Raw genomic sequence first — 24,411 nt, forward strand, 5'->3', positions numbered from 1 at the left:
GATAATCCATAATGCGAAGGAGAGGCCAAAACCTCTCCTTTTTGACAACAACGCAGTGCTATTACCTAGCGGTTTAACGCTGCAAGGCTAAAAGTTAAAGGGTATATTTCGTAGCTAAATTACAAAACGAATAATAATTAAAATAAGGTATAGGATGAGCACGCAAAGAATAGGCATCAAATGTGACAAGAATCACCATCGGACTTATTTTCCGTCTATTGGCAACTCACAATTGTAAACAATGTCGCTATTTTATTTTTATTTAAAATAACAAAATTGAGATATTGAGCATTAAAAATCAATTGACAAAATAAATAAGCGGAATTTGTATTAAATTTACATAACGAAAATTTGAAAGTGATCACTAAAAATTTGGAATATAACTAACATTTTAGCTACAAAGATCACAAAAAACCCGTTGGTGATTCCATTCGAAATTTGTGTGGTAGAGTGATTGTGTACTAAGCAATCAACGGTTTTTGCCGAACCGTTACTACGATTAAATTCAAACGGAACATCCAACGGGGGACGCGATGATATCATCAGACGCCAAGGTCAAGATACAAAATTTTGGCCGTTTCTTATCAAACATGGTTATGCCGAATATCGGCGCTTTTATTGCGTGGGGCTTTATTACTGCGCTTTTTATTCCAACAGGCTGGGTACCCAATGAGACGTTAGCCTCTTTGGTTGGGCCTATGATTACCTACTTATTGCCACTGTTGATCGGTTATACCGGCGGTAAACTGGCAGGTGGCGAGCGCGGTGCGGTAGTGGGTGCAATTACCACCATGGGCGTGATTGTCGGTACCGACATTCCCATGTTCATGGGCGCGATGATCGTCGGTCCTATGGGTGGCTGGGCAATTAAAGCGTTCGATAAAAAAATCGATGGTAAAGTGCGCAGTGGCTTTGAAATGTTGGTCAACAATTTTTCTGCCGGCATTATCGGTATGCTGTGTGCCATTATCGCCTTCTTCCTGATTGGCCCATTTGTGAAAGTGCTGTCAGGCGCATTAGCGGCTGGAGTTAACTTCCTCGTGACCGCTCACCTACTCCCTCTGACGTCCATTTTTGTTGAGCCAGCCAAAATTTTGTTCCTCAACAACGCGATTAACCACGGTATTTTCTCACCGCTGGGCATTCAGCAAGCCAGTGAAACGGGTCAATCTATTTTCTTCTTAATTGAAGCTAACCCAGGTCCTGGCCTTGGTATTTTGCTGGCGTACATGGTGTTTGGTAAGGGGACAGCTCGCCAAACCGCGGGCGGCGCGACCATCATCCACTTCTTTGGTGGTATCCACGAAATCTATTTCCCTTACATCCTGATGAATCCACGCCTGATTTTGGCGGCGATTGCGGGTGGTATGACCGGTGTGTTTACGCTCACCGTATTTAATGCAGGTCTGGTATCTCCAGCATCTCCGGGCTCTATTTTCGCGGTACTGCTGATGACCAATAAGGGCTCAATCTTAGGTGTAGTGTGTTCCATCTTTGCAGCGGCAGCGGTTTCTTTTACCGTCGCAGCCCTACTGATGAAAGCACAAACTTCAACCGAGCAAGATGGCGATAAAGACGCGTTGGTGAAAGCCACCTCGAAAATGCAAGAGATGAAAGCGGGCTCAAAAGGTCAAGCGGCACCGACGGCGACCCAAAGCAAAAAAATCGACATGGCGAATGTACAAAGCATTATTGTCGCTTGTGATGCGGGTATGGGCTCTAGTGCCATGGGTGCCAGCATGCTACGTAAAAAAATTCAGGAAGTCGGTTTGCCCGTTACGGTAACGAATATGGCCATCAACTCACTCCCTGCTCATGTGGATATGGTGATCACCCACCAAGATTTGACGGACCGTGCACGTCAACACGCGCCGAATGCCGAGCATATTTCACTCAATAATTTCCTAGATAGCGCGTTGTACAACCAGTTAGTGACTCAACTTCTGGCCGCAAAGCGCCAAGCGGCCAACGATAGTCAGCTGATCAAAGCTTCGATTTTGGCCGCTAACGATGACCGCTATGAAGTACAGCAGCCAAGCGTATTCCAACTGCAAAAAGAGAACATTCACCTTGGCCTTAACGCTAAAAATAAAGAAGAGGCGATTCGCTTCGCGGGTAACAAACTAGTTGAACTGGGTTACGTCCACCCAGAGTACGTCGATGCCATGTTCGAGCGTGAAAAGCTGGTTTCAACCTACCTTGGTGAGTCCATTGCCGTACCGCACGGTACTGTGGATGCCAAAGATCGCGTGATTAAAACCGGCATTGTGATTTGCCAATACCCACAAGGCGTCGCTTTTAGTGAAGACAGCGGCGATGTCGCCAAACTCGTGATTGGTATCGCTGCCAAGAATGATGAACATATTCAAGTCATTACCACCATTACCAATGCCCTCGATGACCCAAATGCTATCGATAAACTCACCTCCACCAAGGATGTGAGTGATGTATTGAGCATTTTGGCCACCAGCCAAGCGGCATAACCTTTTTGCTCCTGAGGCAAAACGAGGTCAGCAACGCCCCCTATGTGGCTGACCTCACCTCAGGCGGTGAGAGAAACATTCAACATTGAGGTAAAGATGAAAAAGAATGCAGTTCATTTTGGTGCTGGCAACATTGGCCGTGGCTTTATTGGCAAACTTCTGGCGGATGCGGACATTGCCGTCACCTTCGCCGATGTCAACGAACCCCTTGTGGATCAACTGAGCCATCAACAAGAATACAAAGTCAAAGTGGTCGGTAGCGAATGCAAAATGGAAACCGTTAGCCACGTCACCGCCGTCAACAGTGCTAGTGAAGCCTTGATCGAGCGGATTATCAAAACCGATTTAGTCACTACGGCGGTTGGGCCAACAGTGCTGGATATCATTGCCAAAACTATCGCCAAGGGTTTGAGCGCTCGCTTTGCCGCAGGTAATACGCAACCACTCAACATCATCGCCTGTGAGAATATGGTGCGCGGTACGACTCACCTTAAGCAGCAGGTGTATCAATTCCTCACTACCGAGGAGCAACAACAAGCCGATGCTTTAGTGGGCTTTGTGGATTCTGCGGTCGATCGCATTGTGCCACCGTTGCAAGCAGCTAACGACGATCCGTTGGAAGTGACCGTAGAAAGCTTTAGCGAATGGATTGTGGATGAGCAGCAGTTTAAAGGCGAGATCCCACAGATTGAGGGAATGGAGAAAACCGATAACCTGATGGCGTTTGTCGAGCGCAAACTGTTTACCCTCAACACAGGTCACTGTATTACCGCTTACTTGGGTTGTTTAAAAGGTCACCGCACCATCCGTGAAGCGATTGAAGATCCGAGCATTCATGCACAGGTGAAACAAGCGATGCAAGAGAGCGGCGAAGTGCTGATCCGCCGCTATGGTTTTGATCGCGCCCTGCACAGCGCCTACATCGAGAAAATCCTGACCCGTTTTGCCAATCCTTATCTGGTGGATGAAGTGGATCGCGTTGGTCGTCAGCCGCTGAGAAAACTTAGCGCAAATGATAGATTAATCAAACCTTTACTCGGTACAATTGAGTACGGCTTACCAAACGGCATGTTATTGAAAGGGATTGCCGCAGCGCTGAAATATCGCAATAGCAGTGATCCCCAAGCCGTCGAATTACAACAAAGTATTGAAAAAGAAGGTGTTCGCTCTACACTTGCCCGCTATACCGGGTTAGCCGCCGGGAGTGTGGAAGCACAACAAATTGAAGCTCTCTACCAACAGATGGATTGAAGTATCAGGATAACCGTTTGAAAAAATGCGGTTATCGGTAGTCTTAAAATGTCGAGAGCTGTCACTCGCTCTCGACTCAACCCAACAACAGATCAGTTTATGGCAGAAAAAATTAACGAATCCGACATTCTGGAGCGCTTGAATCAGACCCACACGGTACGAGGATTCTTCATTACAACGGTTGATGTGCTAACCGAAGCCATTGATGCACTGATGCAACGTATTTTCCGTAAAGACAATTTCGCGGTGAAATCCGTAGTTGAACCACTCTTGCACGATACAGGGCCGCTAGGTGACCTAACGGTTCGCCTAAAACTTTTGTTTGGTTTGGGCGTCATCCCAGATGAGGTTTTCCACGATATTGAACACCTGATCAAACTGCGTAATCAGCTCAATCATGATGCCACCGAGTACCAATTCACCGACCCGCAAATTCTCGCGCCAATCAAAGCACTCAATCTGGTCAAAAAAATGGGCATGTTGCATTTAAACGTCGTGGAGCCAGACGACGATATTGACCTCAGCTTTTACCACCTGCAATTGCAACGCCAACAACAAGTGATCAAATCTGGTCTCTCTCTGGCCATCATTCAAATATGTAATGCACTCAATAAAGACAGCCCGTTTTAACGTTTAGGTGCACGCCGATTTCGCGTGATCTCCGCTCAACTCCCGCATCCATTTTTCATCTTGTCTGTGTATCGTGTTAGCCTGAGACTCATTTCTGATGACAGACGAGTGAAGCATGAAAATCGCCATGATTGGTCTGGGAGATATTGCCCAGAAAGCTTATCTTCCCGTATTGGCTCAATGGCCAGATATTGAATTGGTGCTCTGCACCCGAAATCCGAAAGTATTGGGGACTCTAGCGACGCGTTACCGAGTCAGCGCGACGTGCACCGACTACCGTGATGTGTTGCAGTATGGTGTGGATGCAGTGATGATCCATGCGGCGACCGATGTACACAGCACACTTGCGGCGTTTTTTCTGCATCTAGGGATCCCAACCTTTGTCGATAAACCATTAGCCGCGAGCGCACAAGAGTGTGAAGACTTGTATGAGTTAGCGGAAAAACATCGTCAACCACTTTATGTTGGGTTTAACCGCCATCATATTCCGCTCTACAACCAACATCTGCCCGAGCTGGCTCAACAAGAGTGTGGGGCGCTGCGTTCACTGCGTTGGGAAAAACATCGCCACGCACTACCCGGCGATATTCGCACCTTTGTGTTCGATGATTTCATTCATCCTCTAGATAGCGTCAACCTTTCGCGTCAGTGCAATTTAGATGACCTCCATCTCACCTATCACATGAGTGAAGGACTCCTCGCCCGCCTTGATGTTCAATGGCAAACAGGCAATACCTTATTGCACGCTTCGATGAACCGTCAGTTTGGCATCACCACTGAACAGGTGACCGCGAGCTATGACAATGTGGCTTATCAGTTTGATTCCTTTACCCAAGGCAAAATGTGGCGAGATAACCAAGAAAGTCGAGTGGCCTTAAAAGATTGGACACCAATGCTCGCCAGTAAAGGCTTTGACGCTATGGTGCAAGATTGGTTGCAAGTTGCAGCAGCAGGCAAACTACCCACTCATATCATTGAACGTAACTTAGCCAGTCACCAACTGGCTGAAGCGATTTGCCAGCAGATCACTCAGCAGGTAACCAAGGGCTAAACGTTGTCCCCACCAACGTTGCCCCCACCATAGAGAGAAGCGCTACGGTGGGGGCTTTGTCATTCGTCAGTATGCTTGTGATGTCGAGAGCACGGGGGACTTACCAGCTTTTTTCGCCCATGTTCACTTCAGCGCTAAGCTGTAAGCTACCGTCATCCGGTAAGACCGGATACTGCGCACGCATTTTCTCAATCACTTGTGAAGAGTGCGTCGAGCTATCCAAAGCTTGTTCAAATTTCACCAAATACTCTTTCGTGAAAGAGATGGCTTGCGTACCTTGTGGGATTTCATGGCCATAATGACCAGGGATCACCTGTTTGGGTTTGAGTTCGAGCATACGATCTAAGGTTTCTACCCATTCCATACGTGCTTGCTTGGTTTGGCTATCCGCAGTCCAAACATGCATATCACTCATTACTGCGACACCACCCAAAATCGTTTTCTCTGCAGGCAACCACAGATAGGCTTGCGGATGATTGAGCTGTTTGATCTCAATTTTGCCGCCATTGAGCACAAACTCAGTACGATTATCGACTTTAGGTACAATCACTTTTTGCGGCGCATTTTCAGCGAGGATGGGTCCCCAATACTCGATTTTGGCGTCTTTAGTCGCTTCAATGTGTTTGACCACACTTTCACTGGCTAGAACCGGAACGTTTGGAAAGGCTTCCACCAGAGGTTGTAGGCCAAAATAGTAATCCGGATCGCCCGCGCTGATGTAAATAGCGGTGAGTTCTTTGCCTGATTGCTTGATCATGTCGACCAGCTTAGCACCATCATTCACGCCAAATTGAGCATCAACGAGAATGGCTTGTTTCTCGTCACTGATGAGGGTTGAGCTGACGGGGAAAATGCCATGTTCACCTGGGTTATACGTTTGCAGCTCTAAAGCCGCTAAGCTTGAAAACGCGGGTAATAGCAGGGCTGAAGTCAAAAGGGTACGAGTAAGTTTCATGCTGGGGTCTCCGTGGTGCATCAATAGAGCTACAGTTTATTGTGCTTTAAGCTGAACAAATAGATCGAAACAAGAACATCACTGATTCAAATCAGTTAACTAATTGCGCAGGATTGCCTAAAGCCTCACAGTTCTTGGTCGTTCTTGCTGACTGACATTGAGCCCCTTCCTCGTCTTATGTTTGAATGGAGCGCAGACACAGAGGAATTTCAGTATGGCCGACAAACTTTCCACCTCCGCCTTGGCAAAAAAGCGCCAGCAAGATGCCAAACAGCTATTTCAGGATTTGAAAACCGCCGGTTACATCCATCGCCATGATGAGCAGTGGATATTGACCGATCTCGGTACCAAATTTGGGGGAGAATATGCCCAGCACCCTAAGTATGGGCGTTTTATTGTCTGGCCTGAGAATTTGCTGATCGACTTGCACGCCACTTCAGGCCAAACACTCACCGCTACGCAAGTCGGGGAATACTTCAAATTAAACCCGAAGAAAATGAATCAGTTATTCAGCGAATTAGGATGGATAGCGCGCAGCGAGTCGGGGTGGCACGCCACCGAGAGCGGCCTACGTGCCGGAGCGCAGCAGCGTGAAGAAAAAAGCTCAGGTAATGGATTTGTGGTCTGGCATGAAGCCATCCTGCGTAACCGCCACTTACGCCAATCTGTAGTGGAATTTCTCGGCCAAGAAGCACAATCTCACGCGACAGATAAATCTTATTCCAGCTTTCGCCAGAAGTTTGCTGCCAAACACCGCACTTTGGATGGGCACTATGTGCGTTCAACAGGTGAATTGCTGATTGATAACTGGCTGTATCTGGCTGGCGTGGTACACGCTTATCAGCGCCCACTACCGATTGAAGAGGAAGTGACCAGTGATTTTTATCTGCCAAGCGGCAAGGTCTATTTGCAATTTTGGGGAACAGATGAAGGTGACATTGCCCCGAGTGAACAACAAAAAACCCGCGCACTTTATCAAGCACACGGGTTAGCACTGATTGAGATCCAATCTCATGAGATCACGCAACTGGATGACATTTTGCCCGCAAAATTGCGTGAGTTCGGCATTAAAGCGTATTAACGAGTGCGATAACGCGCACGCGCGGCCTCTTCAATTGGCACCACAGTTTTACCAATCGGCGCCAATGAAATCACCGCCAGCTTTAAATGCTGCAGGGCAAACGGAATGCCGATGATGGTGATAAAACAGGCCACCGCAGACAAAATATGCCCCACCGCCAACCAAAAACCGGCCAAAATAAACCAAATGATATTGCCCAAAACGCCAAAACCGCTGGTACCAATGTCGGTTTGGTCAGTTAATTCATCACGGGAAATCGCTTCATAACCAAAAGGCCAAAATGAGAAATTGCCGATCACAAAACAAGCGCGTCCCCACGGAATGCCAATGATGCTAATAAACGCCAGTACCCCAACTAGCCACCAAGCCAATCCCATCACTATACCGCCACATAAAAACCAAATAATGTTGCCTAGTGTTCTTAACATTACCTTACCTCTCGTTGTTGACGGTGTTTCATGCGCCTAACGCTAATGCGGCGACCATGAACAGAAAATGAATGATCAGAAAAATCCATGCCATACCGCAGTCGCACCACTCACCAAACAGAGCGCCAGCGCCGCAAAGCGAATTTTTTCTTTTGGCAATGAGTGAGTGGTTTTACGGGCTAACACATAGCCCAGCCATGCGGCGGGGATCAGCGGCACAGTCAGTAGCACATGGTGCCACGTTAAAAAACCCGTCGGCCACTGCACCATCAAAGAGATGATCGAGCTAAACACGAAGAAGGCAGACAAATTACCGCGCAATTGATTAGCTTCTTGATGCTGAAGCAGGAGCGCCATTGGAGGACCACCGATGCCACTGCTGGTACCAAATACGCCGGAGAAAAAGCCCGCGATGCCCATCCGAGTTGGGTTCGGCTCAATGCGCAGTGGCAGCAAACTTACTGCCACCGCAAACAGCACCAACAAGCCAAGCCACAGCGCCAGCGCCTGCGTGGAAATCCACATCAGCAGCAAACCACCCACAATCGATCCCGGAATGCGCCCAATTAAGGCCATTTTTAAGCCGCCAATCGAAATACTCTCGCGATGTTTCATCGCATTGAGCACCGAAATAAACAGCGCGACTAAGCAGATCGGTGATGGCACATAGTCCGGCGAAATAAGAAACAGCAGCGGCGATGCAACGACCGCGAGCCCAAAGCCGATCGCGGTCTGCACAAAGGAACCCATGAAAACCAATAGCATGGCAATCCACGCACTCGCGCCTAAATATTCCATTTCGCTCCCTTGTACTGCGATGTATCGAATGACACTGACGGTATCAGTTCAGCAATATTTCGCAATAGAAACGCTTCGCCAGAATTGACCCTGCTACGGTGCACTGGCGCGCCCCAAGCTTTATGAATGCGCTCTTTGGCTGCCAGAGACGAGAGTAAGTTTCATATCAATTCCTTTTTAAACTGAAAGAAGGTGTTGTTGAATAAGTGGCTGAGGAGGAACGAGGAATAGCCAACACGATCGAGAGAAAAATTACGCTCGCGCCTAAAAGCTGCCCCCAAGTTAGCGCTTGATCAAGAATCACATAACCCAGTAAGCAAGCCGAAACACTGCTTAAAAAGCCAAGAAAGGACACCGTGACCGTTGGCAATTGCTCAATACCACGGAACCAGAGAAAGTAAGCGAGCATAGCGCCCACCACACTCAGATATCCGTAACCAAGGTAGTTAAGTGGGGTAATTTGCTCAGGAATGCCTTCAATCCACAGCGTGATGGGCAGCAAGAGCATCCCACCAAACAATAATTGCCAGCCAGTAAAACCGAGTGTAGACATCTCTTGAGGGCGTCCCCATTTTTTGGTCAGAACGACCCCAGAGGCCATACTGAGTGTTCCTAAACAGGCGATCAATAGACCTTGTATGCTCAAGGCTGCGGTTTGGTTAAGCACCAGTAGTCCAATCCCAATGACTCCAATGCCCCCTGCGATCCACTGCAAAGGCGTAATGCGTGTGCTCAGTAAAAACCAGCTCATTGTCATCACCAACATAGGTTGGAATGACATCACCAATGCTGCCATCCCTCCCGGTAATTCAGTGGCGGCAAAAAATAAACAGTAAAAGAAGAAACCAATATTAAAAAAGCCCAATACCGGCAAACGCCACCACCAATTTCCGGTTGGTAAGGTCCGAGCAAATAGGACTAACAATATTCCTGCTGGTAAAGCTCGTACTAAAGAAGCCATGAGTGGTGAGTGTGGAGGTAGAACTTCGGTAGTTACGATATAAGTACTGCCCCATACGATAGGGGCGATGGCAGTAAGCAGTATCGTTTTGATTCCTGACGTTGTATTCATTATTTACCCTATATAGTGGAATTTTTCTTCGATAAAAGTATCTCTTGAAAAAGATACTTTTTAGAAAATAATGGAGGAATGGTTTTCGATCAAGTATCTTTTTGAAAAGATATTTTAGGGGAGCGATATCATGTCATCAGAAAACACTATGTCAAATGACAAAGTGGATGCCATTCTTGCGCAATGGCGCAGTGTCAGGCCGGATCTGGATTGCTCATCGATGGGGGTCGTGGGTCGATTACGCCAAACAAATGGGATCTGGAAAACCAAGTTAGATCTAGTGTTTGATGGGTTTGGATTAAGCTGCATTGAATTTGATATTTTAGCGACTATCCGCCGTAATGACCGAGAGATCACCCCAACCGAGCTATACCAAACCTTGATGCTTTCTTCCGGCGCAATCAGCACCCGAGTTGAACAACTGGTGCAACGAGGTTTGGTACAACGCGTCGCGAGTGAACAAGACAGACGAAGCTGTAAAGTCACCTTAACAGAACAAGGAATAGAGTTAGTCGATCAAGCCCTGAATGCTCATGTTGCTAATGTGGATGGCATGCTGGGTGTGCTTACTGAGCAAGAAAGAAAACAACTGGGGCAGCTTTTGAAAAAAATTTTGCTGGCAGAATAAAAACACAAGCGGTCGCTTGCAAAGGCGACCGCTTATCTTAATGGCATCCAAATGTTGGGGGGCGAAGCAAGCTACTCAGTGACCAACGTAAAACCTTCGTCCAACCAACCGGTCACACCCCCAATCATTTTCTTCACTGGGCGACCTAATTTGGCTAAGCGAATCGCCGCTTTTTCAGTGCCATTACAGTGAGGCCCCGCGCAATAGACCACAAACAGTGTGTCCATAGGGTAATCGGCTAAGGTTTTTTCGTTCAAGCGTGAGTGCGGCAAGCTGATGGCGCATGGCACATGTCCTTCGGCATACAGGGCTTCACCGCGAACATCGAGTAACACAAAATCTTGTCTTTCATTGGTGATCGCGTGGTGCACGTCCCAACAATCGGTTTCAAACTGCGACAACGCTTCAAAATGCGCCAGAGCATCGGCACTGGACGCTGCGGGCACGCGAGATACGGCACTAGACATTCGACTTCTCCTTGTCGGTTTAATGAGCATGCAGTGTGCCACAGCGGTTAACGTACCGCCACTTCAGTTGCAAAATCATCAAGATTCAGCATAGCGACACGATCGGATAAGGCGTGCAAAGCAATACCATGCACCATCGCATCTACTGAGCTGCAGGCTTGTGGGAGCACACGAATTTGATATGGCGCGGCTTGTGGAGAGAGAGCTGTGTGGGTGATACAGTTTTGGGTCATCATTCCACACAAATAGAGTTGGCGCACGCCAAAGCGCTGCAGATACTCGGCTAAATCGGTATTTAGAAAGCTATCAGCGTGTGCCTTGACCACCACAATCCCTTCTGGAACGGCTTCAACTAATTTAGGATGTAACTCTGCACCCTCGGTATTAGCATTAAAAAATGGCGCACTACCTAGCTTTGGATCAGCAATATGCTGCACAAGAATAATCGGCATTTGATGGCGTTGCGCGATATCGACCGCTTGTAAAGTGTTATCGAGCACTTGCTCCGCTTGCCATTGTGGGTACAAGCCGTTGGGGAAATAGTCATTTTGAATATCGATGATAATCAGTGCAGATGAGTTCATAGTGTTCTCCTTAGTGAATCTATGACGTATTTTCTCGGTTTTTCTTCTTACGCTGCAGAGTCTAAAATGACACTTTACGGTTCAAAAACGACAAATCATCGATGACCTCTATATCAATCGCTATTGTGGCTTATCCGGGTTGTTTACTCTCCGCGGTTCATGGCTTGGATGAAATGTTCTGGATGGCGAACCGCGCCAGCCAAGAGCTTAATCAAACATTTCAGTTTGAAAGCCAGATTGTGGAGTGGCCAAATGCTCACTCTGCTTTGCTTGAGCAGTCTTATGCCGCCATCGTTTTACCGCCAAGCCGTGAGCAGATTGAAAGCATAGCATTCTCGGAAAATTTGCTTGATTGGCTGACTTGGCAACATCAAAAAGGAGCCCTGCTTAGTGCGGCATGTGCAGGGGTTTTTCTACTGGCTACTGCAGGATTACTGCGCCAAAAAAGTGTGACCACGCATTGGGGATTGGCACAAATTTTTTCACAACGTTTCCCAGACGTAACGTTAAAGAGTGACGAAATTCTGATTAACCAAGGCGATATCATTACCGCAGGTGGCATGATGTCTTGGATGGATTTGGGTCTGGAGTTAGTCGCACAATTTACCTCTCCTGCCATCATGCGTCAGGTAGGTAAGCTTTTGGTGATTGATACCGGAGCTCGTGAGCAACGTTATTACCAGCAATTTTCACCGGGTATGCTGCACGGTGATGATGTGGTTCTCCAACTTCAACATTGGTTGCATGATCACTATCACCAATCACACAGCATCAGTGAGTTAGCCGCACAAGCTCATGTCACACCACGCACTTTACAGCGACGGTTTATAAAAGCCGTAGGCTACAATCCGATCCAGTATTTGCAGCGTTTACGCATCCAAAAAGTGTGTGATTGGTTGGAATCCTCCACCCACTCTTTTGAATGGATTGCTCACCAAGTCGGTTATGACGATGCGGGAGCTTGTCGAAAAACGTTTTCTAAAATCATGGGGTTAACCCCAAGTGAGTTCCGACGGCGTTTTACTTCGCCCTCTCAAATGTAAACGCCGAAATAGCAAAACTCAGAAAGATGCCGCGCACCTTCCTGAGTTATCTAATGATTAAACCGCTTGTGTGGATTAGTACGCGACACCAATACGTTGGCGAGGATGCTCAGCGTATTCAAGCTCATCAATCAGCGCGACAGCATAATCTGCCACCGAAATGCGGCTGTTGCCTTCGCTGTCGGTCAGCAGTTGATCGCCGCCCACACGGTATTGGCCTTGTTTGTCGCCTGGGAAAATTTCGGCCGCTGGGCTTACGAAAGTCCAGTTCACATCGCTGTTGCTTGCGCGGAAAACTTCCAACGCTTCACCTTGTGCTAGAGCTTCACCTTTGTACTCTTCTGGGAAACCCGGAACGGTGACTAATTTCACGCCCGGCGCCACTTCCAGAGAACCCGCACCACCAACCCATAACAAACGAGCAACGCCAGCTTGTGGCAGCTCATTGAGTAGACGCTGCGCGGTTTTCGCGACCATTTCATGGTTGCCTGCGGCACGGCCGCCGATAGAGGCAATCACAGCATCCACGCCTTCTAGCACAGATTTGAGTGAGCTCTCTGGGTTTAGGATATCCAGTTGCTGTACCGCTACCCCTTTGAGGGTGACTTTGACTGGGTCACGAACGACAGCAACCACTTCATGTCCGCGCATTTTCGCTTCAGCCGCTAAATGGCTACCAATCCAACCAGATGCACCTAGAATTGCTACTTTCATTTTTTACCTTCCTCTTGAATCTATTTAGATGAGTGTGTTCAACGAGGATAAGTATAGTTTGTCGCATCGCGAGCGATAAATGCGCAAAAATGATGTACATTGTATCTAGTTAGTTTGCAAATGAGAGCACTTATGGATCGCCTAACTGCCATGCGCAGCTTTATTGAAGTCGCCAATACCGCCAGTTTTACCCAAGCGGCAGATAACCTAAACCTCAGCCGCTTACAGGTATCGCGCCATGTTCAAGAGATTGAGGATTGGCTTAAGCAGCGCTTGCTGCATCGCACGACACGCCGAGTCAGCCTCACCGCAGCGGGTGAGGAAGCACTACAACGCTGTGAGCAAATTCTCCATCAGACCATGGAGCTGGAAATGCGCGCACTGGAGCAATCAGGAGCATTACGCGGCAGCATTCGAATTTCTGCACCGATAGGTCTCACGCAAAACATGCTGCTGGATGCGGTACAGGCCTTTACCGACCTGCATCCACAAGTTCATTTTGATGTGCTTGCCTCCGATCGTTTTTCACAATTGGTCGATGAACGTGTCGATATCGCGCTGCGCTTTACGCAGCAGCCCGATGAAAATTTGATTGCGCGCCGCTTGCTTGAAGTCGGCATGGTGGTGTGTGCCACTCAGGAATATCTGGCACAACATGCGCCTATCGAATTACCACAAGATCTGACACACCATAACTGCTTAGTGCATATCAGTGGCAATAAATGGGATTTCGTAAAAAATAACGAGCAGTTTAGCGTTTTGGTCAATGGTAATATTCGCGCCAATGATATGGGCACCTTATGCCGCGCCGCATTAAATCATAAAGGGATCATTCGTCTCCCCTGTGATTTGGCCAATCCGCTGTTGCAAGCTGGACAACTGCAGGCGTTACTGCCGGACTATTATCTGCCAAGCAGTTCAATCTGGGCGGTGTATCTGTCGCGCAGTTATCAGACACCTTTGGTCAGACAGTTTATTGATTTTCTCGCCGAGCGTTGGCAAGAAGATTTGCTCTGGCCATAAAAGCCAATCCCCGATTCGATCGGGGATGCTTTCTAAGCATTAATAGCGGAACTGTCCCATTCGCTTGCTCAATTCCATCGCTTCGTCGGATAACTCATTCACGATGGCGTTCACTTCGCCGACTTGCACCGTCACAGACGCAGAAACATCCGAAATTGAGGTGATATTGGCGTTAATTTCTTCAGTAACACCACGCTGTTGCTCAGTTGCAGTCGCGATTTGGATATTCATCTCGTTTAATTCATTGAGCATATCGACAATCTGTTTGAGCATATCGGTATTGCTATGACAGGTAGCCACACCGCGAACCACCGTATTATTCGCCTCTTCGATACAGCTGACGACAGACTGAGTTTCTTTTTGTAAGCGATCAATTTTGGTTCGGATCTCTTCAGTCGAAGTTTGCGTTTTTGCGGCAAGATTACGCACCTCATCCGCGACCACCGCAAAGCCTCGCCCTTGTTCTCCAGCGCGAGCGGCCTCAATGGCGGCATTTAACGCCAGCAAGTTGGTCTGCTCGGCAATGGCTTGGATCACATCGAGTACCGAGGCGATAGATTGGCTTTCATGATTTAACCGTGCAATCGCTTCAACGGCCGAGGCCATTTGTTGGTTTATTGATGTCATATCGCGCGCAAGCTCATTGCCCACCGAGACACCGCCGTGGCCCTTTTGATTGGCTTCCTGCACAAAAGTGGCTGCTCGCTGTGCAAATTCAGACACTTCGGTAATCGAAGCGCTCATTTCATTTACCGCCGTTACCACCGAATCCGTACGCTGATGCTGCTCAGATACCGAATTACGCGTTCCAGTCATATTATGTGTAATGGTTTGAGTGTGAGAGTTGAGTTTGTCAGTCGTATGAGCGAACTGACAAATCGTATCTTGCAGATGGCTCAGCATACGGTTAAGCGCTTGCGCCAACTGTCGGATCTCATCACTGCCTTGCTCAGATAACCGCACCGTTAAATCATTATCTCGACTCATCCGTTGAATTTGGCTTATCGAATCACGAATCGGTTTAGAAATTCCATTCCCCACCATCCATGCCGCAAGTGTCGCAATGACTGCGCCGATCACGATGGCGATCAGCACTTTCATAATCAGTTCGTCGGAAAGCTTCGCAATATCGGCTAAGGCTTCATCGGCCTGCATTTCAGTGACTAACGCCCAGCGTAACCCTAATGCATCAAGCGGCGTGTATGCTGATAGTAACTGCACACTGGCATGCGTACTCTCCATCGTTAATCCACTCTCGCCTCTCAAAGCCTTATCCACGGCTTGCGAACTGACCTTAAGCAAACCAATCGCGGATTGTTTACTGCGGATCTGATTGATTGCCGCTCGATCACCCGTTAATGAATTCAATGTCCCGATGAAGGCAGAAGCATCTTCCAACAGTAAACGGGGCTGACTACGCATCAGGTGATCACTGCCCACTAAATAGCTCTGGCCTGTATTCCCAAGCCCGTTTTCTTTCCAACGGGAATCGAACGTCATAATGCTATTAATTTCATCCACTGGCATTTGAAAGATCAGTACTCCAACTCGAGTGCTACCGTTAAAGATAGGGGTCGAAATAAATGAAGCCGCCGCCTCATAAGAGGGATAGTAAGGTGCAAAATCGTCAAGATAATACTGATTATTGGCTAAGGTCTTGGCTTGCACATAAGCCCTTGCTAGTCCGCTCTCTTTGTATGGACCGCTCAGTAAATTGGTCGCAAAATCAAGCTCTTTGAATACGGTGTACACCACATGACCGTCATTATCGACCATAAACACATCATATAAACCGAACTGCTCTAGATACTGCTTAATCCCAGGATGGTACTTCTGATGCAAAGCATCATAGGCGTTACCTAGCGAATCACTCTCCCACTCATGCTTAGCGCCAAGCGGGTTAGGGTTGCTGGCAATATAACGGGCTTGTAACGCTGCCGCGGATCTGGATAACAGATTCAAACGCGCTAACGGGTTCGCATCTTGGCCGTCGTTTAACTTCTGATAATTCTGACCAAATTGAGTGGTGTAATAGTCTTTTAGGGCACTGAGCGAAGAAGCTGGCACCTGTTCAACGGGGTAAGCTTGGTAGGCTTGAGTCAAGCCTTCCATTGCCTCCACAGTGGAGACCATATTGGCTAAGGTCACAAGTTGCCCCGCTACTCGTGTTAAATAGCGTTCAATCTCACTTTTTTTGGTTTCACGAACCGAAAGGAGTTGGTTCGAGGCTCGTTCATAGATCGCTTGTTTAGACAGAGTGGCGGCGCTCCAACCCACCCACACTCCTGCAATCACGACCGAAAAAATGGACAGCAATGTCATAGACAATACGATTTTGTTGGCAATTTTCATGCTTTTCCCCTGAGAGACTCAGTCAGATATAGAGGTAAAGAGTCGCCAACGATACGTCATAAAACCAAAACTTCTTTGTTATAGGAATAAAGACTCATTGCAAGCATAGTCATCCCCTATTCCATCTACCAAAAAATACCGCAGAAATTGTCGTTATCCGGCCAACCCATAGTCAACGAGTTGATTATAGTTCAAAAAAAGCGACCCTTTCAGGTCGCTCAATTATGTTGTTCAAATATACCCTTCCTACTTGAAGCTGCAGCGGTGCTAGCAACATTCGCCCCCCCCATTCACATAATCTATCTATGCTCATGGGGATTACTCATTTGCCGCCTACCTGCAACGCCAAGTAGTTTGGGTATAGGGGCTTAATCGCACTTTTTTGATTAACTAGGGCTGTTGTTTGGTCGGTGCCAACGCAATCTCACGAATGCACACGCTTTGTGGCTGCTGATAAGCAAACAGCACCGCACGCGCCATATCATCCGCAGCCAACACACCGCCCATATCCACTTTCCAAGCATCGTAGCCCTCTTTAATTTCGCTTGATGTGGTGTGTGAAAGCAGTTCCGTTTCTACCGCTCCCGGAGCAATCGTGGTCACGCGCACATTGCTGGCGGCCACTTCCTCACGCACGTTTTCAGAAATCGCATGTACCGCAAACTTAGTTCCACAGTAAGCAGCATGATTCGGGAAAGTTTTCTTACCCGCAATAGAACTGATGTTCACGATCGTACCGTGGTTGCGATCTTTCATATCGGCCAACACGGCGTGCATACCATTGAGCAGGCCTAGCACATTCACATCAAACATGCGCTTCCATTCATTCGCTTCTTGAGTATCAATCTGCCCAAGCAGCATGACACCGGCATTGTTCACCAGCAGATCCGCAGGGCCATACAGCGCTTCGGCTTTCGCAATCGCAGCCACTAAGGTCGCCGCCTCTGTCACATCCACTTTTTCACACAGTGTATTGGGCAGGTTCAGTGCTTCTAAACGCTCCACACGGCGTGCCACCAACAGCAGTGGATGACCCACTTCACTGAAACGGCGTGCGATAGCTTCACCAATACCAGAACTTGCACCTGTAATAACGACTAATGATTTCATGGGATTACCTTATTGATTCTTAAAAAAAGTCTCCTGAACACAGGAGTACGTTGCAATGCGTGCAGTCTAGGCGAAAGCAGATTGTTGATATATAGTCGACAGGTTCACAAACTGTTGCCGAATGATGACAAATAAAAGAGACTCTCAATGCAACTTAACCAACTCAATCTGGCCGACATTCGCGCCTTTGTACTGATTGCCAAACTCGGCAATTTCACTAAAGCCGCGGAAGAGCTGGAGGTTTCTCGCTCACATGTTTCCCGCCAGCTGAGCCAGTTGGAAAACAGCATGGGCGTCACTCTTGTCATCCGTACCACACGCAGCCTTTCGCTCACGGATGCTGGGGAACTCTTCTATCGTCAATGTGAACAAGCCTTGAGCAGTATTGAACAAGCCGTGTTAGCCGCTGTAGATGATGTGCAAGAAGCGCGCGGGGAGCTACGCATCAACAGTGTGGGCGGGCATATTGGGGAAGAGTTAATTGCCGACATTTGCAGTGCTTTTATGCAGGAAAACCCCGATGTGCGTATTCACCTTGATTTCAGTAGTCATCGCGTTGATTTGATTGAAGAAGGCTTTGACGTGGCATTTCGGATGGGAAAATTAGAAGATGCCAGCTTCGTAGCGCGTAAACTCACCGAAATCCGTATGAGCACACTCGCAAGCCCCACGTACTTTACCCTGTGTGGTCAACCTCAACATCCCAAGCAACTCGCCGATCATCGCTGCTTAACCGGTTCGGTAAAACGTTGGAGCTACCAACACAAAGAGACGAAGCAAACTCTCGATGTGCCAGTCGATGGAGATTTACAGTGTAAAAACGGCCGAGTGTTAGTTCGAGCGGCATTGGCGCATAACGGCATCATTCGCGTACCCACTTTCTACTGCAACCAAGAGATCGCTCGCGGCGAGTTGGTCGAAGTGTTTCAGGATTGGCATATCCCGAGCGTTGAATTTTCCCTCATCTACCATAAAGACAAATATCAACCAGTACGCTTAAAGCGGTTTATTGAGTTCAGTAAGCGTTATTTTGAGCAGAGTGTCATCGAATAAATCGGCGAGTCATGACTCTCGCAATACGGCAGCATAAAAGACTGGTCAAGTTCGGCGCGCTTAGCGACAATACCGCACTTTGAATGACAACGAATGAGAAATACCATGCGCAGTTTTATCCTTCGAGCTCGCTCCGCACCGACCGATAGCCAACGCCTACTGGACGAAATTGGTGGTAAATGCCATACCGAAATTTTGGCGCACTGCATGATGAACAGCCTGTTTACCGCGCAGTCACATCGTGAAGATGTGGTGATTCATCTGGTATTGGAAAGCACGCGCGATTATTCACGCACCATCACCGTCGAAGCGAATGAAATCAGTGATGTGGGCGGATTCCATGAAGCGGCGTTGATTGCTCTATTGGTGAAAGCGCTGGATGCCTCAGTTGGCATGGGCAAAGAACAAACGCGTGTGGTTCAGCCGGGTTTAACCGTGCGCACCATCAGCTTTGAAGCGCTACTCGGTGAGCTGGCGGAGCATCATTCGCTGTACATGATGGATAAAAAAGGCGATTCCATTCGTGATATTAAGATTGGCCCGAACCCGTGTTTTATTCTGACCGATCACATCCCAATGCCGAAAAAGAGTGGAAACTCGATGAAGCGTCTTGGGGTAGAAAAAATCAGCCTTGGCCCCAAAATGCTGTTTGCTTCACAGTGTGTCACCCTCATCCATAACGAGATTGATCACCAAGAAGCAGGGTGGTAATTCCAACCTTCATCAATCATTAACAGCCCTGATGAATCTGTTCGTCAGGGCTGTTTTTTCTTCGCTTAAGCCAGTTTCAGATCAAACTGAATGCGGTATTGCACCATATCTTCAATGGTCAATACGGGCATATTGTGCAGTTTGCCAAACGCGATGATTTCTGGCGTTTTTGCCATGCTGCCATCTGGGTTGGTCAGTTCACACAATACACCGGATGGCTGTAAGCCTGCCATCTGCATCAAATCAACCGTACCTTCGGTATGACCACGACGCGCCAATACCCCACCCGCACGAGCACGTAGTGGGAATACATGGCCGGGACGCGCCAAATCTTCTGGCTTTGCTTGTGGGTTGGCGGCGGTTTTGATGGTGGTGACGCGATCTTGCGCCGAAACCCCCGTGGTTACGCCATGTTTGGCTTCAATCGATACCGTAAACGCCGTTTGGTTCGCACTGTTGTTGTTGACCACCATAGGCGGCAGGGCTAAGCGATCGGCTTGTGTTTCCGTTAGGCACAAACAGACAATGCCGCTGCATTCACGGATCATGAGCGCCATTTGCGCCGTAGTAAGAGATTCTACTGCGTAGATAATATCGCCTTCGTTTTCGCGATCTTCATCATCGAGCAGCAGCACACCACGCCCTTCACGTAAGGCTTGCAGTGCGTTTTCTACACGAGTAATGGGGTCGCCGAATTCGGCAAGTAATGAGGACTGATTCATGGTAATACTCCAAAAAATGACCAGAATCAGGGCTTATGAGGGATCAAAATCCAAAACGAAAAGCACTGAAAACCGAAAGATGTAGCAACGCCGCACCTTGAGATTCAGTGTGTTTGTCATTCTCTCTCATCCGGACTGTAACCGTCGGCTCTGGCTTCTCACCAGATCTGCTGACCTCGACGAATCGAGCGCTCGTGGGCTCGCCTTGCGGCATACCACCGGTGGGGAATTTCGCCCCGCCCTGAGAATATTGTTGTGTTTCAGACGATTCTGAAACGCCGCCTAGTGTAGTCAGTTCAACGAGCGGTGAAAAGCGTTACGGACAAACTTGTTTTGAATATCACCGTTTTTGAGCAAGAAAAGTCGATGAAACAGAAGCATCAGAGAGAAAACCGCGCGGATAGAAAAACAGCGCAGACTCGCTGCGCTGTTGACCTGATAGCTTAAGCTTTAAACCCGATCAGGCGTGTTTCAATGGGGTATTTTGCTGTGAGCGAGAGATCGCACCGTACAGCACCCAACCGAAGAAGGTGGCAATCGAGCCGAGCATGACCGCGGTTTCACCGGAACTGTACAGCGCGTAGAAGCTGTACATGGCACCAATAAAGGCCATTACGTTGGCGACTTTCGCTTGACTCACCGGTACATTGAGCTGCTTTTGCATCACACCCAGCGCAGCCATAGAGAGGATGTACGGAATGATGTTGGTCACAACCGCCAAATTCACTAACGCCTCAAACTGCTTATTGAGTGAGGGACTGATGGTCATCAAACTCAACACAGTTTGAATCGAGACGATGGTCAGCATACCTAGTACAGGGGCATCGGCTTTGGTCACTTTAGAGAACAATTTAGGGAAGAAACCTTCATCGGCCGAGGCTTTAAACACTTGCGCAATGGTAAATTGCCAGCCAAGCAGTGAACCGGTACAAGACACAATCGCACACGCCATGACAATCGCGCCCATGGTTGGGTTGAACATCTGCGCGAAAGCCAGACCAAAGGGTGCGTTCGAGTTAGCCAGATCCGCGTTTGGCACAATCCCAGCAATCACGTTGGTTGAGATGATGTAAATCACCGCAGCACCCAAGGTGCCGCCCATGACCGCAATCGGTACGTTTTTCTCTGGGTTTTCCACTGCATCAGCATTAGCACACGCCGATTCCAAACCCAAGAATGCCCACAACGTCATTGCAATTGAGCCGCCGAGCGCTTGGAAAAATGGCAAACCATGTGGGTTCCATGCCGCGCGATACAATTCAAAATCAAACCAGTACCAACCGATGATGGATACCCCAATCACCGGAATGATGATGCCCCAAACGGTAACACTGGAGACTTGGCCAGTAATGCGCGCACCACCAAAGTTGGCCACGGTGGCGACCCACAATACCAAAATAGTCGCAATACAGGTTTCAATCGGCGTGAGATGAAAATCAAACAGCACATCGGCATAACCGACAGCGGAAATAGCAATCGCCACGTTGGCAATCAACAAGGAAACCGCGTAGGTATAGTTGGCCATAAAGTTGCCGCTGCGGCCAAACGCGTATTCGGCGTAACCGCCCATACCACCGGATTTTTTACTGAACATACCGCATTTTGCAAAGGCAAACGCCAAGGCAGTTGAACCTGCGGCAGTGACTAACCAAGATAAGATAGAAATGGTGCCAACTTGGGCAAGCTGAGTCGGCAGCATAATGATGCCCGACCCCATCATGTTAACGATGGTCAGGATGGTGAGTTGCACTACACCAATTTTGTTATTGGATTTACTCATGATATTCCCCTTCTATGGGTCTTTTCGTGTTGTCATCGGGGCAGAAACCTCTGCCCCGATGCCCCGATTAACGTTTCAGTACATAGCCCATGGCTTGCACTCGTCCCTCGCCTGTCGGCTCCAGATACACCCCTTGCAATTCAGGCGCAAAACCCGGCAGCAAGTTAATGCCTTCTTCTAGAGCGAGGAAGTAACGCTGTACTGAACCGCCCCATATTTCTCCCGGAACCACACACAACACACCCGGAGGGTAAGGCAGTGCGCCTTCAGCGGCGATACGGCCTTCCACTTCACGCAGTGGGACTAGCTCAACCTGACCACGTACAAAGGCCAAGTTCGCTTCTTGTGGGTTCATTACCGCACGTGGGAAATAACGCGCGCGGAACATCTCTTTTTGCAGCTGTTTCACATCATGGCTGACATACAGATCGTGCATTTCCTGACACAACTGACGGATGGTGTAGCCTTTGTAACGTTCGCGATTCGCACGGTACACGTTCGGCAATACTTCGCTCAGTGGTGCATCTTCTTCAATCAAGCGTTCAAAACGAGCAATTTGTGCCACTAAATGCTGCATCTTCGCCATATCTTCGGCTGGGGTGAGCAAAAAGAGGATCGAGTTCAAATCGCACTTCTCTGGGATGATGTTGTTCTCACGCAGGAAGTTGGCCAGTATGGTGGCCGGAATACCAAAGTGCTCGTATTCGCCGGTTTCTGGGTCAATCCCCGGTGTTGTCAGCAGGAACTTACAAGGGTCAACGAAATACTGACCATGTTCGTAACCTTCAAACGCATGCCATTTCTGACCCGGTTCAAATTCAAAGAAACGCAAATCATCGGCAATTTGCTCGGTGGGGTGAGATTGCCAAGGTTTACCGTCGATCATTGGTGGAATGAACGGCTTGATGTATTTGCATTTTTTCATCAACAGCTTACGGGCTTCGATACCGGTTTTCACCGCTTCGCGCCATAGGTAGCGGCCACTATCCCCTTCATGCATCTTGGCGTTCACATCGAGCACCGCAAACAGCGGGTAGAATGGGCTTGTTGAAGCGTGCAGCATAAAGGCATTGTTAAAGCGTTTATGGTTGCAGTAACGCTCTTGGCCTTTGATGTGGTGATCTTTCTTGTGAATTTGCGAAGTTTGCGAGAAACCTGCCTGCTGTTTATGTACAGACTGAGTGACGATGATGCCCGGATCTTCAGGCTTCAGATCGAGAAGAAGTGGCGAGCAGTCTTTCATCATGGGAATGAACTGTTCATAGCCCACCCATGCAGAGTCAAACAGGATGTAGTCACACAGATGACCGATGCGATTGACCACCTGACGCGCGTTGTAAATCGTGCCGTCGTAAGTACCGAGCTGAATGATGGCAAGACGGAATGGGCGTTTCGCTTCCGCGCGGCTTGGGTCGACATTACGTACCGCATCACGCAGGTAAGATTCGTTAAAGCAGTGTGCATCAATCCCGCCGATAAAACCAAATGGGTTACGCGCCGTTTCTAAGTAAACCGGAGTAGCCCCCGCTTGAATTAACGCACCGTGGTGGTTGGATTTATGGTTGTTGCGGTCAAACAGCACCAGATCTCCCGGTGTCAGCAGCGCGTTACACACCACTTTGTTGGAGGCCGATGTGCCGTTGAGTACGAAGTAGGTTTTATCCGCGTTGTACACTTTCGCAGCATAAGCCTGCGCATCATGTGGGGCGCCTTCATGGATCAGCAAGTCACCCAAACGTACGTCCGCGTTACACATATCCGAGCGGAACAAGGTTTCACCAAAGAAATCAAAGAACTGCCGACCAACCGGGTGCTTACGGAAGAACTGACCGCCTTGATGACCAGGGCAAGCAAAGGTCGAGTTACCCATGTCCACGTATTTTTTCAATGTACCAAAGAAAGGTGGCAACAAACTTTCTTGATAACGACGCACGGCAGTTTCCACTTGCTTACCGTAGAACTCGACTTTGGCATCACACAGCTCAAATACCCCGGTGATATCGGCGCAAAAATCATCTGGGAATTGGTCTTCGCAGCACACAGCAACAAAGATCGGCAGTTTCAAACCGGTCGCATTCATTTTATCTATGATGCCGTTTTGTACGTCTTCGACGGAAACCACCGCCGCACCAATGTCACAGAAGTCGGTTTTCAGTACATCCACCACTTCTCGTTGAGTGACGAAGCAAGAGCGAACCGATAAACTCGTAGCAATTTTTAATGAATTCATATTTAGCCTTTCTTATTTTTTTGATTAAACGAATTCCAAGCCAAATTATTTTTAGCGTGCAGGAAATCGCTCAGCAAAATAAATATTGCCGTCACAAAGGCTGAGATAGAAATAATGGAGAGCCTCAGCCTAAGAACCTGTGAATATTCTTTTGCTTAATAATGATATTTTTTCTTGGGCATACCTAAAAATTCGCTCAGTTACGGTAAGAGCAGGCAAAACCAACATGATCTCACATCACGCCA

At 48.3% G+C, this 24,411-nt stretch carries 22 protein-coding genes, 1 pseudogene and 1 riboswitch; of the genes and pseudogenes, 11 read left to right on the forward strand and 12 right to left on the reverse strand.

Going from position 1 to position 24,411, the window contains the following annotated elements:
- The first annotated feature begins 533 nt into the window (after positions 1-533).
- The 4 genes from GOU96_RS00530 (at position 534) to GOU96_RS00545 (ending at position 5,415) form a co-directional block, all read left to right on the forward strand.
- Entirely contained in the window at positions 534-2,483 is a 1,950-nt protein-coding gene (locus tag GOU96_RS00530) for a PTS mannitol transporter subunit IICBA (protein ID WP_001897551.1), read from the forward strand.
- Positions 2,484-2,579: 96 nt separating this feature from the next.
- On the forward strand, positions 2,580-3,734 hold the full coding sequence (locus GOU96_RS00535) for a mannitol-1-phosphate 5-dehydrogenase (protein WP_258502970.1): 1,155 nt from the start codon (positions 2,580-2,582) through the stop codon (positions 3,732-3,734).
- Between the two features lie 99 nt (positions 3,735-3,833).
- Positions 3,834-4,364: an MltR family transcriptional regulator gene (locus GOU96_RS00540; RefSeq protein ID WP_000818298.1), complete on the forward strand. Its 531-nt coding sequence runs from the start codon at positions 3,834-3,836 to the stop codon at positions 4,362-4,364.
- Positions 4,365-4,479: 115 nt separating this feature from the next.
- A complete protein-coding gene (locus GOU96_RS00545; RefSeq protein WP_267780954.1) occupies positions 4,480-5,415 on the forward strand; it encodes a Gfo/Idh/MocA family protein in 936 nt (311 codons plus the stop codon).
- Positions 5,416-5,515: 100 nt separating this feature from the next.
- On the opposite strand, the gene GOU96_RS00550 is transcribed toward GOU96_RS00545, so the two are convergent.
- Positions 5,516-6,370: a Vmh family MBL fold metallo-hydrolase gene (locus GOU96_RS00550; protein WP_000779374.1), complete on the reverse strand. Its 855-nt coding sequence runs from the start codon at positions 6,368-6,370 to the stop codon at positions 5,516-5,518.
- A gap of 214 nt (positions 6,371-6,584) precedes the next feature.
- Between GOU96_RS00550 and GOU96_RS00555 the strand changes: the two genes are divergently transcribed.
- Entirely contained in the window at positions 6,585-7,451 is an 867-nt protein-coding gene (locus GOU96_RS00555) for a hypothetical protein (protein ID WP_000764037.1), read from the forward strand.
- Here GOU96_RS00555 and GOU96_RS00560 read toward each other — a convergent pair.
- The 3 genes from GOU96_RS00560 to GOU96_RS00570 all read right to left on the reverse strand — a co-directional run bounded on the left by GOU96_RS00560 (position 7,448) and on the right by GOU96_RS00570 (position 9,749).
- Positions 7,448-7,879 carry a YccF domain-containing protein gene (locus tag GOU96_RS00560; protein WP_000946562.1) on the reverse strand — a complete coding sequence of 144 codons (432 nt, stop codon included), beginning with the start codon at positions 7,877-7,879 and terminating at the stop codon, positions 7,448-7,450. The two genes, GOU96_RS00555 and GOU96_RS00560, sit on opposite strands and share 4 nt — an antisense overlap.
- A gap of 75 nt (positions 7,880-7,954) precedes the next feature.
- Positions 7,955-8,677, reverse strand: a complete 723-nt coding sequence (locus GOU96_RS00565) for a sulfite exporter TauE/SafE family protein (RefSeq protein WP_000456112.1) — start codon at positions 8,675-8,677, stop codon at positions 7,955-7,957.
- 166 nt (positions 8,678-8,843) lie between these two features.
- Positions 8,844-9,749, reverse strand: coding sequence for an EamA family transporter (locus GOU96_RS00570; protein WP_267780952.1), 906 nt, complete (start codon positions 9,747-9,749; stop codon positions 8,844-8,846).
- Positions 9,750-9,897: 148 nt separating this feature from the next.
- Here GOU96_RS00570 and GOU96_RS00575 point away from each other — a divergent pair, with 148 nt between their 5' ends.
- Positions 9,898-10,377 (forward strand): MarR family winged helix-turn-helix transcriptional regulator, encoded by a 480-nt coding sequence (locus GOU96_RS00575; RefSeq protein WP_267780966.1) that lies wholly within the window; start codon positions 9,898-9,900, stop codon positions 10,375-10,377.
- Between the two features lie 71 nt (positions 10,378-10,448).
- Here GOU96_RS00575 and GOU96_RS00580 read toward each other — a convergent pair whose 3' ends face one another.
- The gene (locus GOU96_RS00580; protein ID WP_267780950.1) at positions 10,449-10,844 is read right to left on the reverse strand and encodes a rhodanese-like domain-containing protein; all 396 of its coding nucleotides are present in this window, start codon (positions 10,842-10,844) and stop codon (positions 10,449-10,451) included.
- Positions 10,845-10,891: 47 nt separating this feature from the next.
- Positions 10,892-11,428, reverse strand: coding sequence for a cysteine hydrolase family protein (locus tag GOU96_RS00585; RefSeq protein WP_267780948.1), 537 nt, complete (start codon positions 11,426-11,428; stop codon positions 10,892-10,894).
- 101 nt (positions 11,429-11,529) lie between these two features.
- On the opposite strand from GOU96_RS00585, the gene GOU96_RS00590 reads away from it, so the two are divergent.
- The gene (locus GOU96_RS00590; RefSeq protein WP_267780946.1) at positions 11,530-12,471 is read left to right on the forward strand and encodes a GlxA family transcriptional regulator; all 942 of its coding nucleotides are present in this window, start codon (positions 11,530-11,532) and stop codon (positions 12,469-12,471) included.
- Positions 12,472-12,546: 75 nt separating this feature from the next.
- On the opposite strand, the gene GOU96_RS00595 is transcribed toward GOU96_RS00590, so the two are convergent.
- Positions 12,547-13,185, reverse strand: coding sequence for an NAD(P)-dependent oxidoreductase (locus tag GOU96_RS00595; RefSeq protein ID WP_267780944.1), 639 nt, complete (start codon positions 13,183-13,185; stop codon positions 12,547-12,549).
- Positions 13,186-13,317: 132 nt separating this feature from the next.
- Here GOU96_RS00595 and GOU96_RS00600 point away from each other — a divergent pair, with 132 nt between their 5' ends.
- Positions 13,318-14,208 (forward strand): LysR family transcriptional regulator, encoded by an 891-nt coding sequence (locus GOU96_RS00600; RefSeq protein WP_002052210.1) that lies wholly within the window; start codon positions 13,318-13,320, stop codon positions 14,206-14,208.
- Positions 14,209-14,247: 39 nt separating this feature from the next.
- Here GOU96_RS00600 and GOU96_RS00605 read toward each other — a convergent pair whose 3' ends face one another.
- Together GOU96_RS00605 and GOU96_RS00610 are read right to left on the reverse strand one after the other, a co-directional pair.
- A complete protein-coding gene (locus GOU96_RS00605) occupies positions 14,248-16,560 on the reverse strand; it encodes a methyl-accepting chemotaxis protein (protein ID WP_267780942.1) in 2,313 nt (770 codons plus the stop codon).
- A 390-nt stretch (positions 16,561-16,950) separates the two neighbouring features.
- Complete coding sequence (locus tag GOU96_RS00610; protein ID WP_267780939.1) at positions 16,951-17,670, reverse strand: SDR family oxidoreductase; 720 nt, start codon at positions 17,668-17,670, stop codon at positions 16,951-16,953.
- A gap of 147 nt (positions 17,671-17,817) precedes the next feature.
- Between GOU96_RS00610 and GOU96_RS00615 the strand changes: the two genes are divergently transcribed.
- Complete coding sequence (locus GOU96_RS00615) at positions 17,818-18,723, forward strand: LysR family transcriptional regulator (RefSeq protein ID WP_267780937.1); 906 nt, start codon at positions 17,818-17,820, stop codon at positions 18,721-18,723.
- 105 nt (positions 18,724-18,828) lie between these two features.
- The gene (trmY, locus tag GOU96_RS00620) at positions 18,829-19,434 is read left to right on the forward strand and encodes a tRNA (pseudouridine(54)-N(1))-methyltransferase TrmY (protein ID WP_001256106.1); all 606 of its coding nucleotides are present in this window, start codon (positions 18,829-18,831) and stop codon (positions 19,432-19,434) included.
- A gap of 65 nt (positions 19,435-19,499) precedes the next feature.
- On the opposite strand, the gene ribB is transcribed toward trmY, so the two are convergent.
- A complete protein-coding gene (gene ribB / locus GOU96_RS00625) occupies positions 19,500-20,156 on the reverse strand; it encodes a 3,4-dihydroxy-2-butanone-4-phosphate synthase (RefSeq protein WP_267780936.1) in 657 nt (218 codons plus the stop codon).
- A 114-nt stretch (positions 20,157-20,270) separates the two neighbouring features.
- Positions 20,271-20,409, reverse strand: a riboswitch (FMN riboswitch).
- Between the two features lie 53 nt (positions 20,410-20,462).
- On the opposite strand from ribB, the pseudogene GOU96_RS00630 reads away from it, so the two are divergent.
- Positions 20,463-20,595: pseudogene (locus GOU96_RS00630) on the forward strand (histidine kinase).
- Between the two features lie 21 nt (positions 20,596-20,616).
- Here the strand turns inward: GOU96_RS00630 and potE are convergent.
- Positions 20,617-21,936, reverse strand: a complete 1,320-nt coding sequence (gene potE, locus GOU96_RS00635; RefSeq protein WP_267780934.1) for a putrescine-ornithine antiporter — start codon at positions 21,934-21,936, stop codon at positions 20,617-20,619.
- A gap of 67 nt (positions 21,937-22,003) precedes the next feature.
- Positions 22,004-24,166 carry an ornithine decarboxylase SpeF gene (gene speF, locus GOU96_RS00640; protein ID WP_258502957.1) on the reverse strand — a complete coding sequence of 721 codons (2,163 nt, stop codon included), beginning with the start codon at positions 24,164-24,166 and terminating at the stop codon, positions 22,004-22,006.
- Between the last annotated feature and the right edge of the window lie 245 nt (positions 24,167-24,411).

This window comes from Vibrio sp. R-1, from assembly GCF_035615595.1.
Taxonomy (GTDB): Bacteria; Pseudomonadota; Gammaproteobacteria; order Enterobacterales; family Vibrionaceae; genus Vibrio; species Vibrio cholerae.

What these genes read in the sequence shown, in the direction of transcription:
- GOU96_RS00580 (WP_267780950.1), bottom strand. Translation starts at nt 10,844, where the DNA reads ATGTCTAGTGCCGTATCTCGCGTGCCCGCAGCGTCCAGTGCCGATGCT.
- GOU96_RS00615 (WP_267780937.1), top strand. Translation starts at nt 17,818, where the DNA reads ATGCAACTTAACCAACTCAATCTGGCCGACATTCGCGCCTTTGTACTG.
- GOU96_RS00600 (WP_002052210.1), top strand. Translation starts at nt 13,318, where the DNA reads ATGGATCGCCTAACTGCCATGCGCAGCTTTATTGAAGTCGCCAATACC.
- speF (WP_258502957.1), bottom strand. Translation starts at nt 24,166, where the DNA reads ATGAATTCATTAAAAATTGCTACGAGTTTATCGGTTCGCTCTTGCTTC.
- GOU96_RS00555 (WP_000764037.1), top strand. Translation starts at nt 6,585, where the DNA reads ATGGCCGACAAACTTTCCACCTCCGCCTTGGCAAAAAAGCGCCAGCAA.
- GOU96_RS00540 (WP_000818298.1), top strand. Translation starts at nt 3,834, where the DNA reads ATGGCAGAAAAAATTAACGAATCCGACATTCTGGAGCGCTTGAATCAG.
- GOU96_RS00610 (WP_267780939.1), bottom strand. Translation starts at nt 17,670, where the DNA reads ATGAAATCATTAGTCGTTATTACAGGTGCAAGTTCTGGTATTGGTGAA.
- GOU96_RS00530 (WP_001897551.1), top strand. Translation starts at nt 534, where the DNA reads ATGATATCATCAGACGCCAAGGTCAAGATACAAAATTTTGGCCGTTTC.
- GOU96_RS00570 (WP_267780952.1), bottom strand. Translation starts at nt 9,749, where the DNA reads ATGAATACAACGTCAGGAATCAAAACGATACTGCTTACTGCCATCGCC.
- GOU96_RS00535 (WP_258502970.1), top strand. Translation starts at nt 2,580, where the DNA reads ATGAAAAAGAATGCAGTTCATTTTGGTGCTGGCAACATTGGCCGTGGC.
- potE (WP_267780934.1), bottom strand. Translation starts at nt 21,936, where the DNA reads ATGAGTAAATCCAATAACAAAATTGGTGTAGTGCAACTCACCATCCTG.
- GOU96_RS00575 (WP_267780966.1), top strand. Translation starts at nt 9,898, where the DNA reads ATGTCAAATGACAAAGTGGATGCCATTCTTGCGCAATGGCGCAGTGTC.
- GOU96_RS00565 (WP_000456112.1), bottom strand. Translation starts at nt 8,677, where the DNA reads ATGGAATATTTAGGCGCGAGTGCGTGGATTGCCATGCTATTGGTTTTC.
- GOU96_RS00595 (WP_267780944.1), bottom strand. Translation starts at nt 13,185, where the DNA reads ATGAAAGTAGCAATTCTAGGTGCATCTGGTTGGATTGGTAGCCATTTA.
- GOU96_RS00605 (WP_267780942.1), bottom strand. Translation starts at nt 16,560, where the DNA reads ATGAAAATTGCCAACAAAATCGTATTGTCTATGACATTGCTGTCCATT.
- GOU96_RS00585 (WP_267780948.1), bottom strand. Translation starts at nt 11,428, where the DNA reads ATGAACTCATCTGCACTGATTATCATCGATATTCAAAATGACTATTTC.
- GOU96_RS00590 (WP_267780946.1), top strand. Translation starts at nt 11,530, where the DNA reads ATGACCTCTATATCAATCGCTATTGTGGCTTATCCGGGTTGTTTACTC.
- GOU96_RS00560 (WP_000946562.1), bottom strand. Translation starts at nt 7,879, where the DNA reads ATGTTAAGAACACTAGGCAACATTATTTGGTTTTTATGTGGCGGTATA.
- GOU96_RS00550 (WP_000779374.1), bottom strand. Translation starts at nt 6,370, where the DNA reads ATGAAACTTACTCGTACCCTTTTGACTTCAGCCCTGCTATTACCCGCG.
- trmY (WP_001256106.1), top strand. Translation starts at nt 18,829, where the DNA reads ATGCGCAGTTTTATCCTTCGAGCTCGCTCCGCACCGACCGATAGCCAA.
- ribB (WP_267780936.1), bottom strand. Translation starts at nt 20,156, where the DNA reads ATGAATCAGTCCTCATTACTTGCCGAATTCGGCGACCCCATTACTCGT.
- GOU96_RS00545 (WP_267780954.1), top strand. Translation starts at nt 4,480, where the DNA reads ATGAAAATCGCCATGATTGGTCTGGGAGATATTGCCCAGAAAGCTTAT.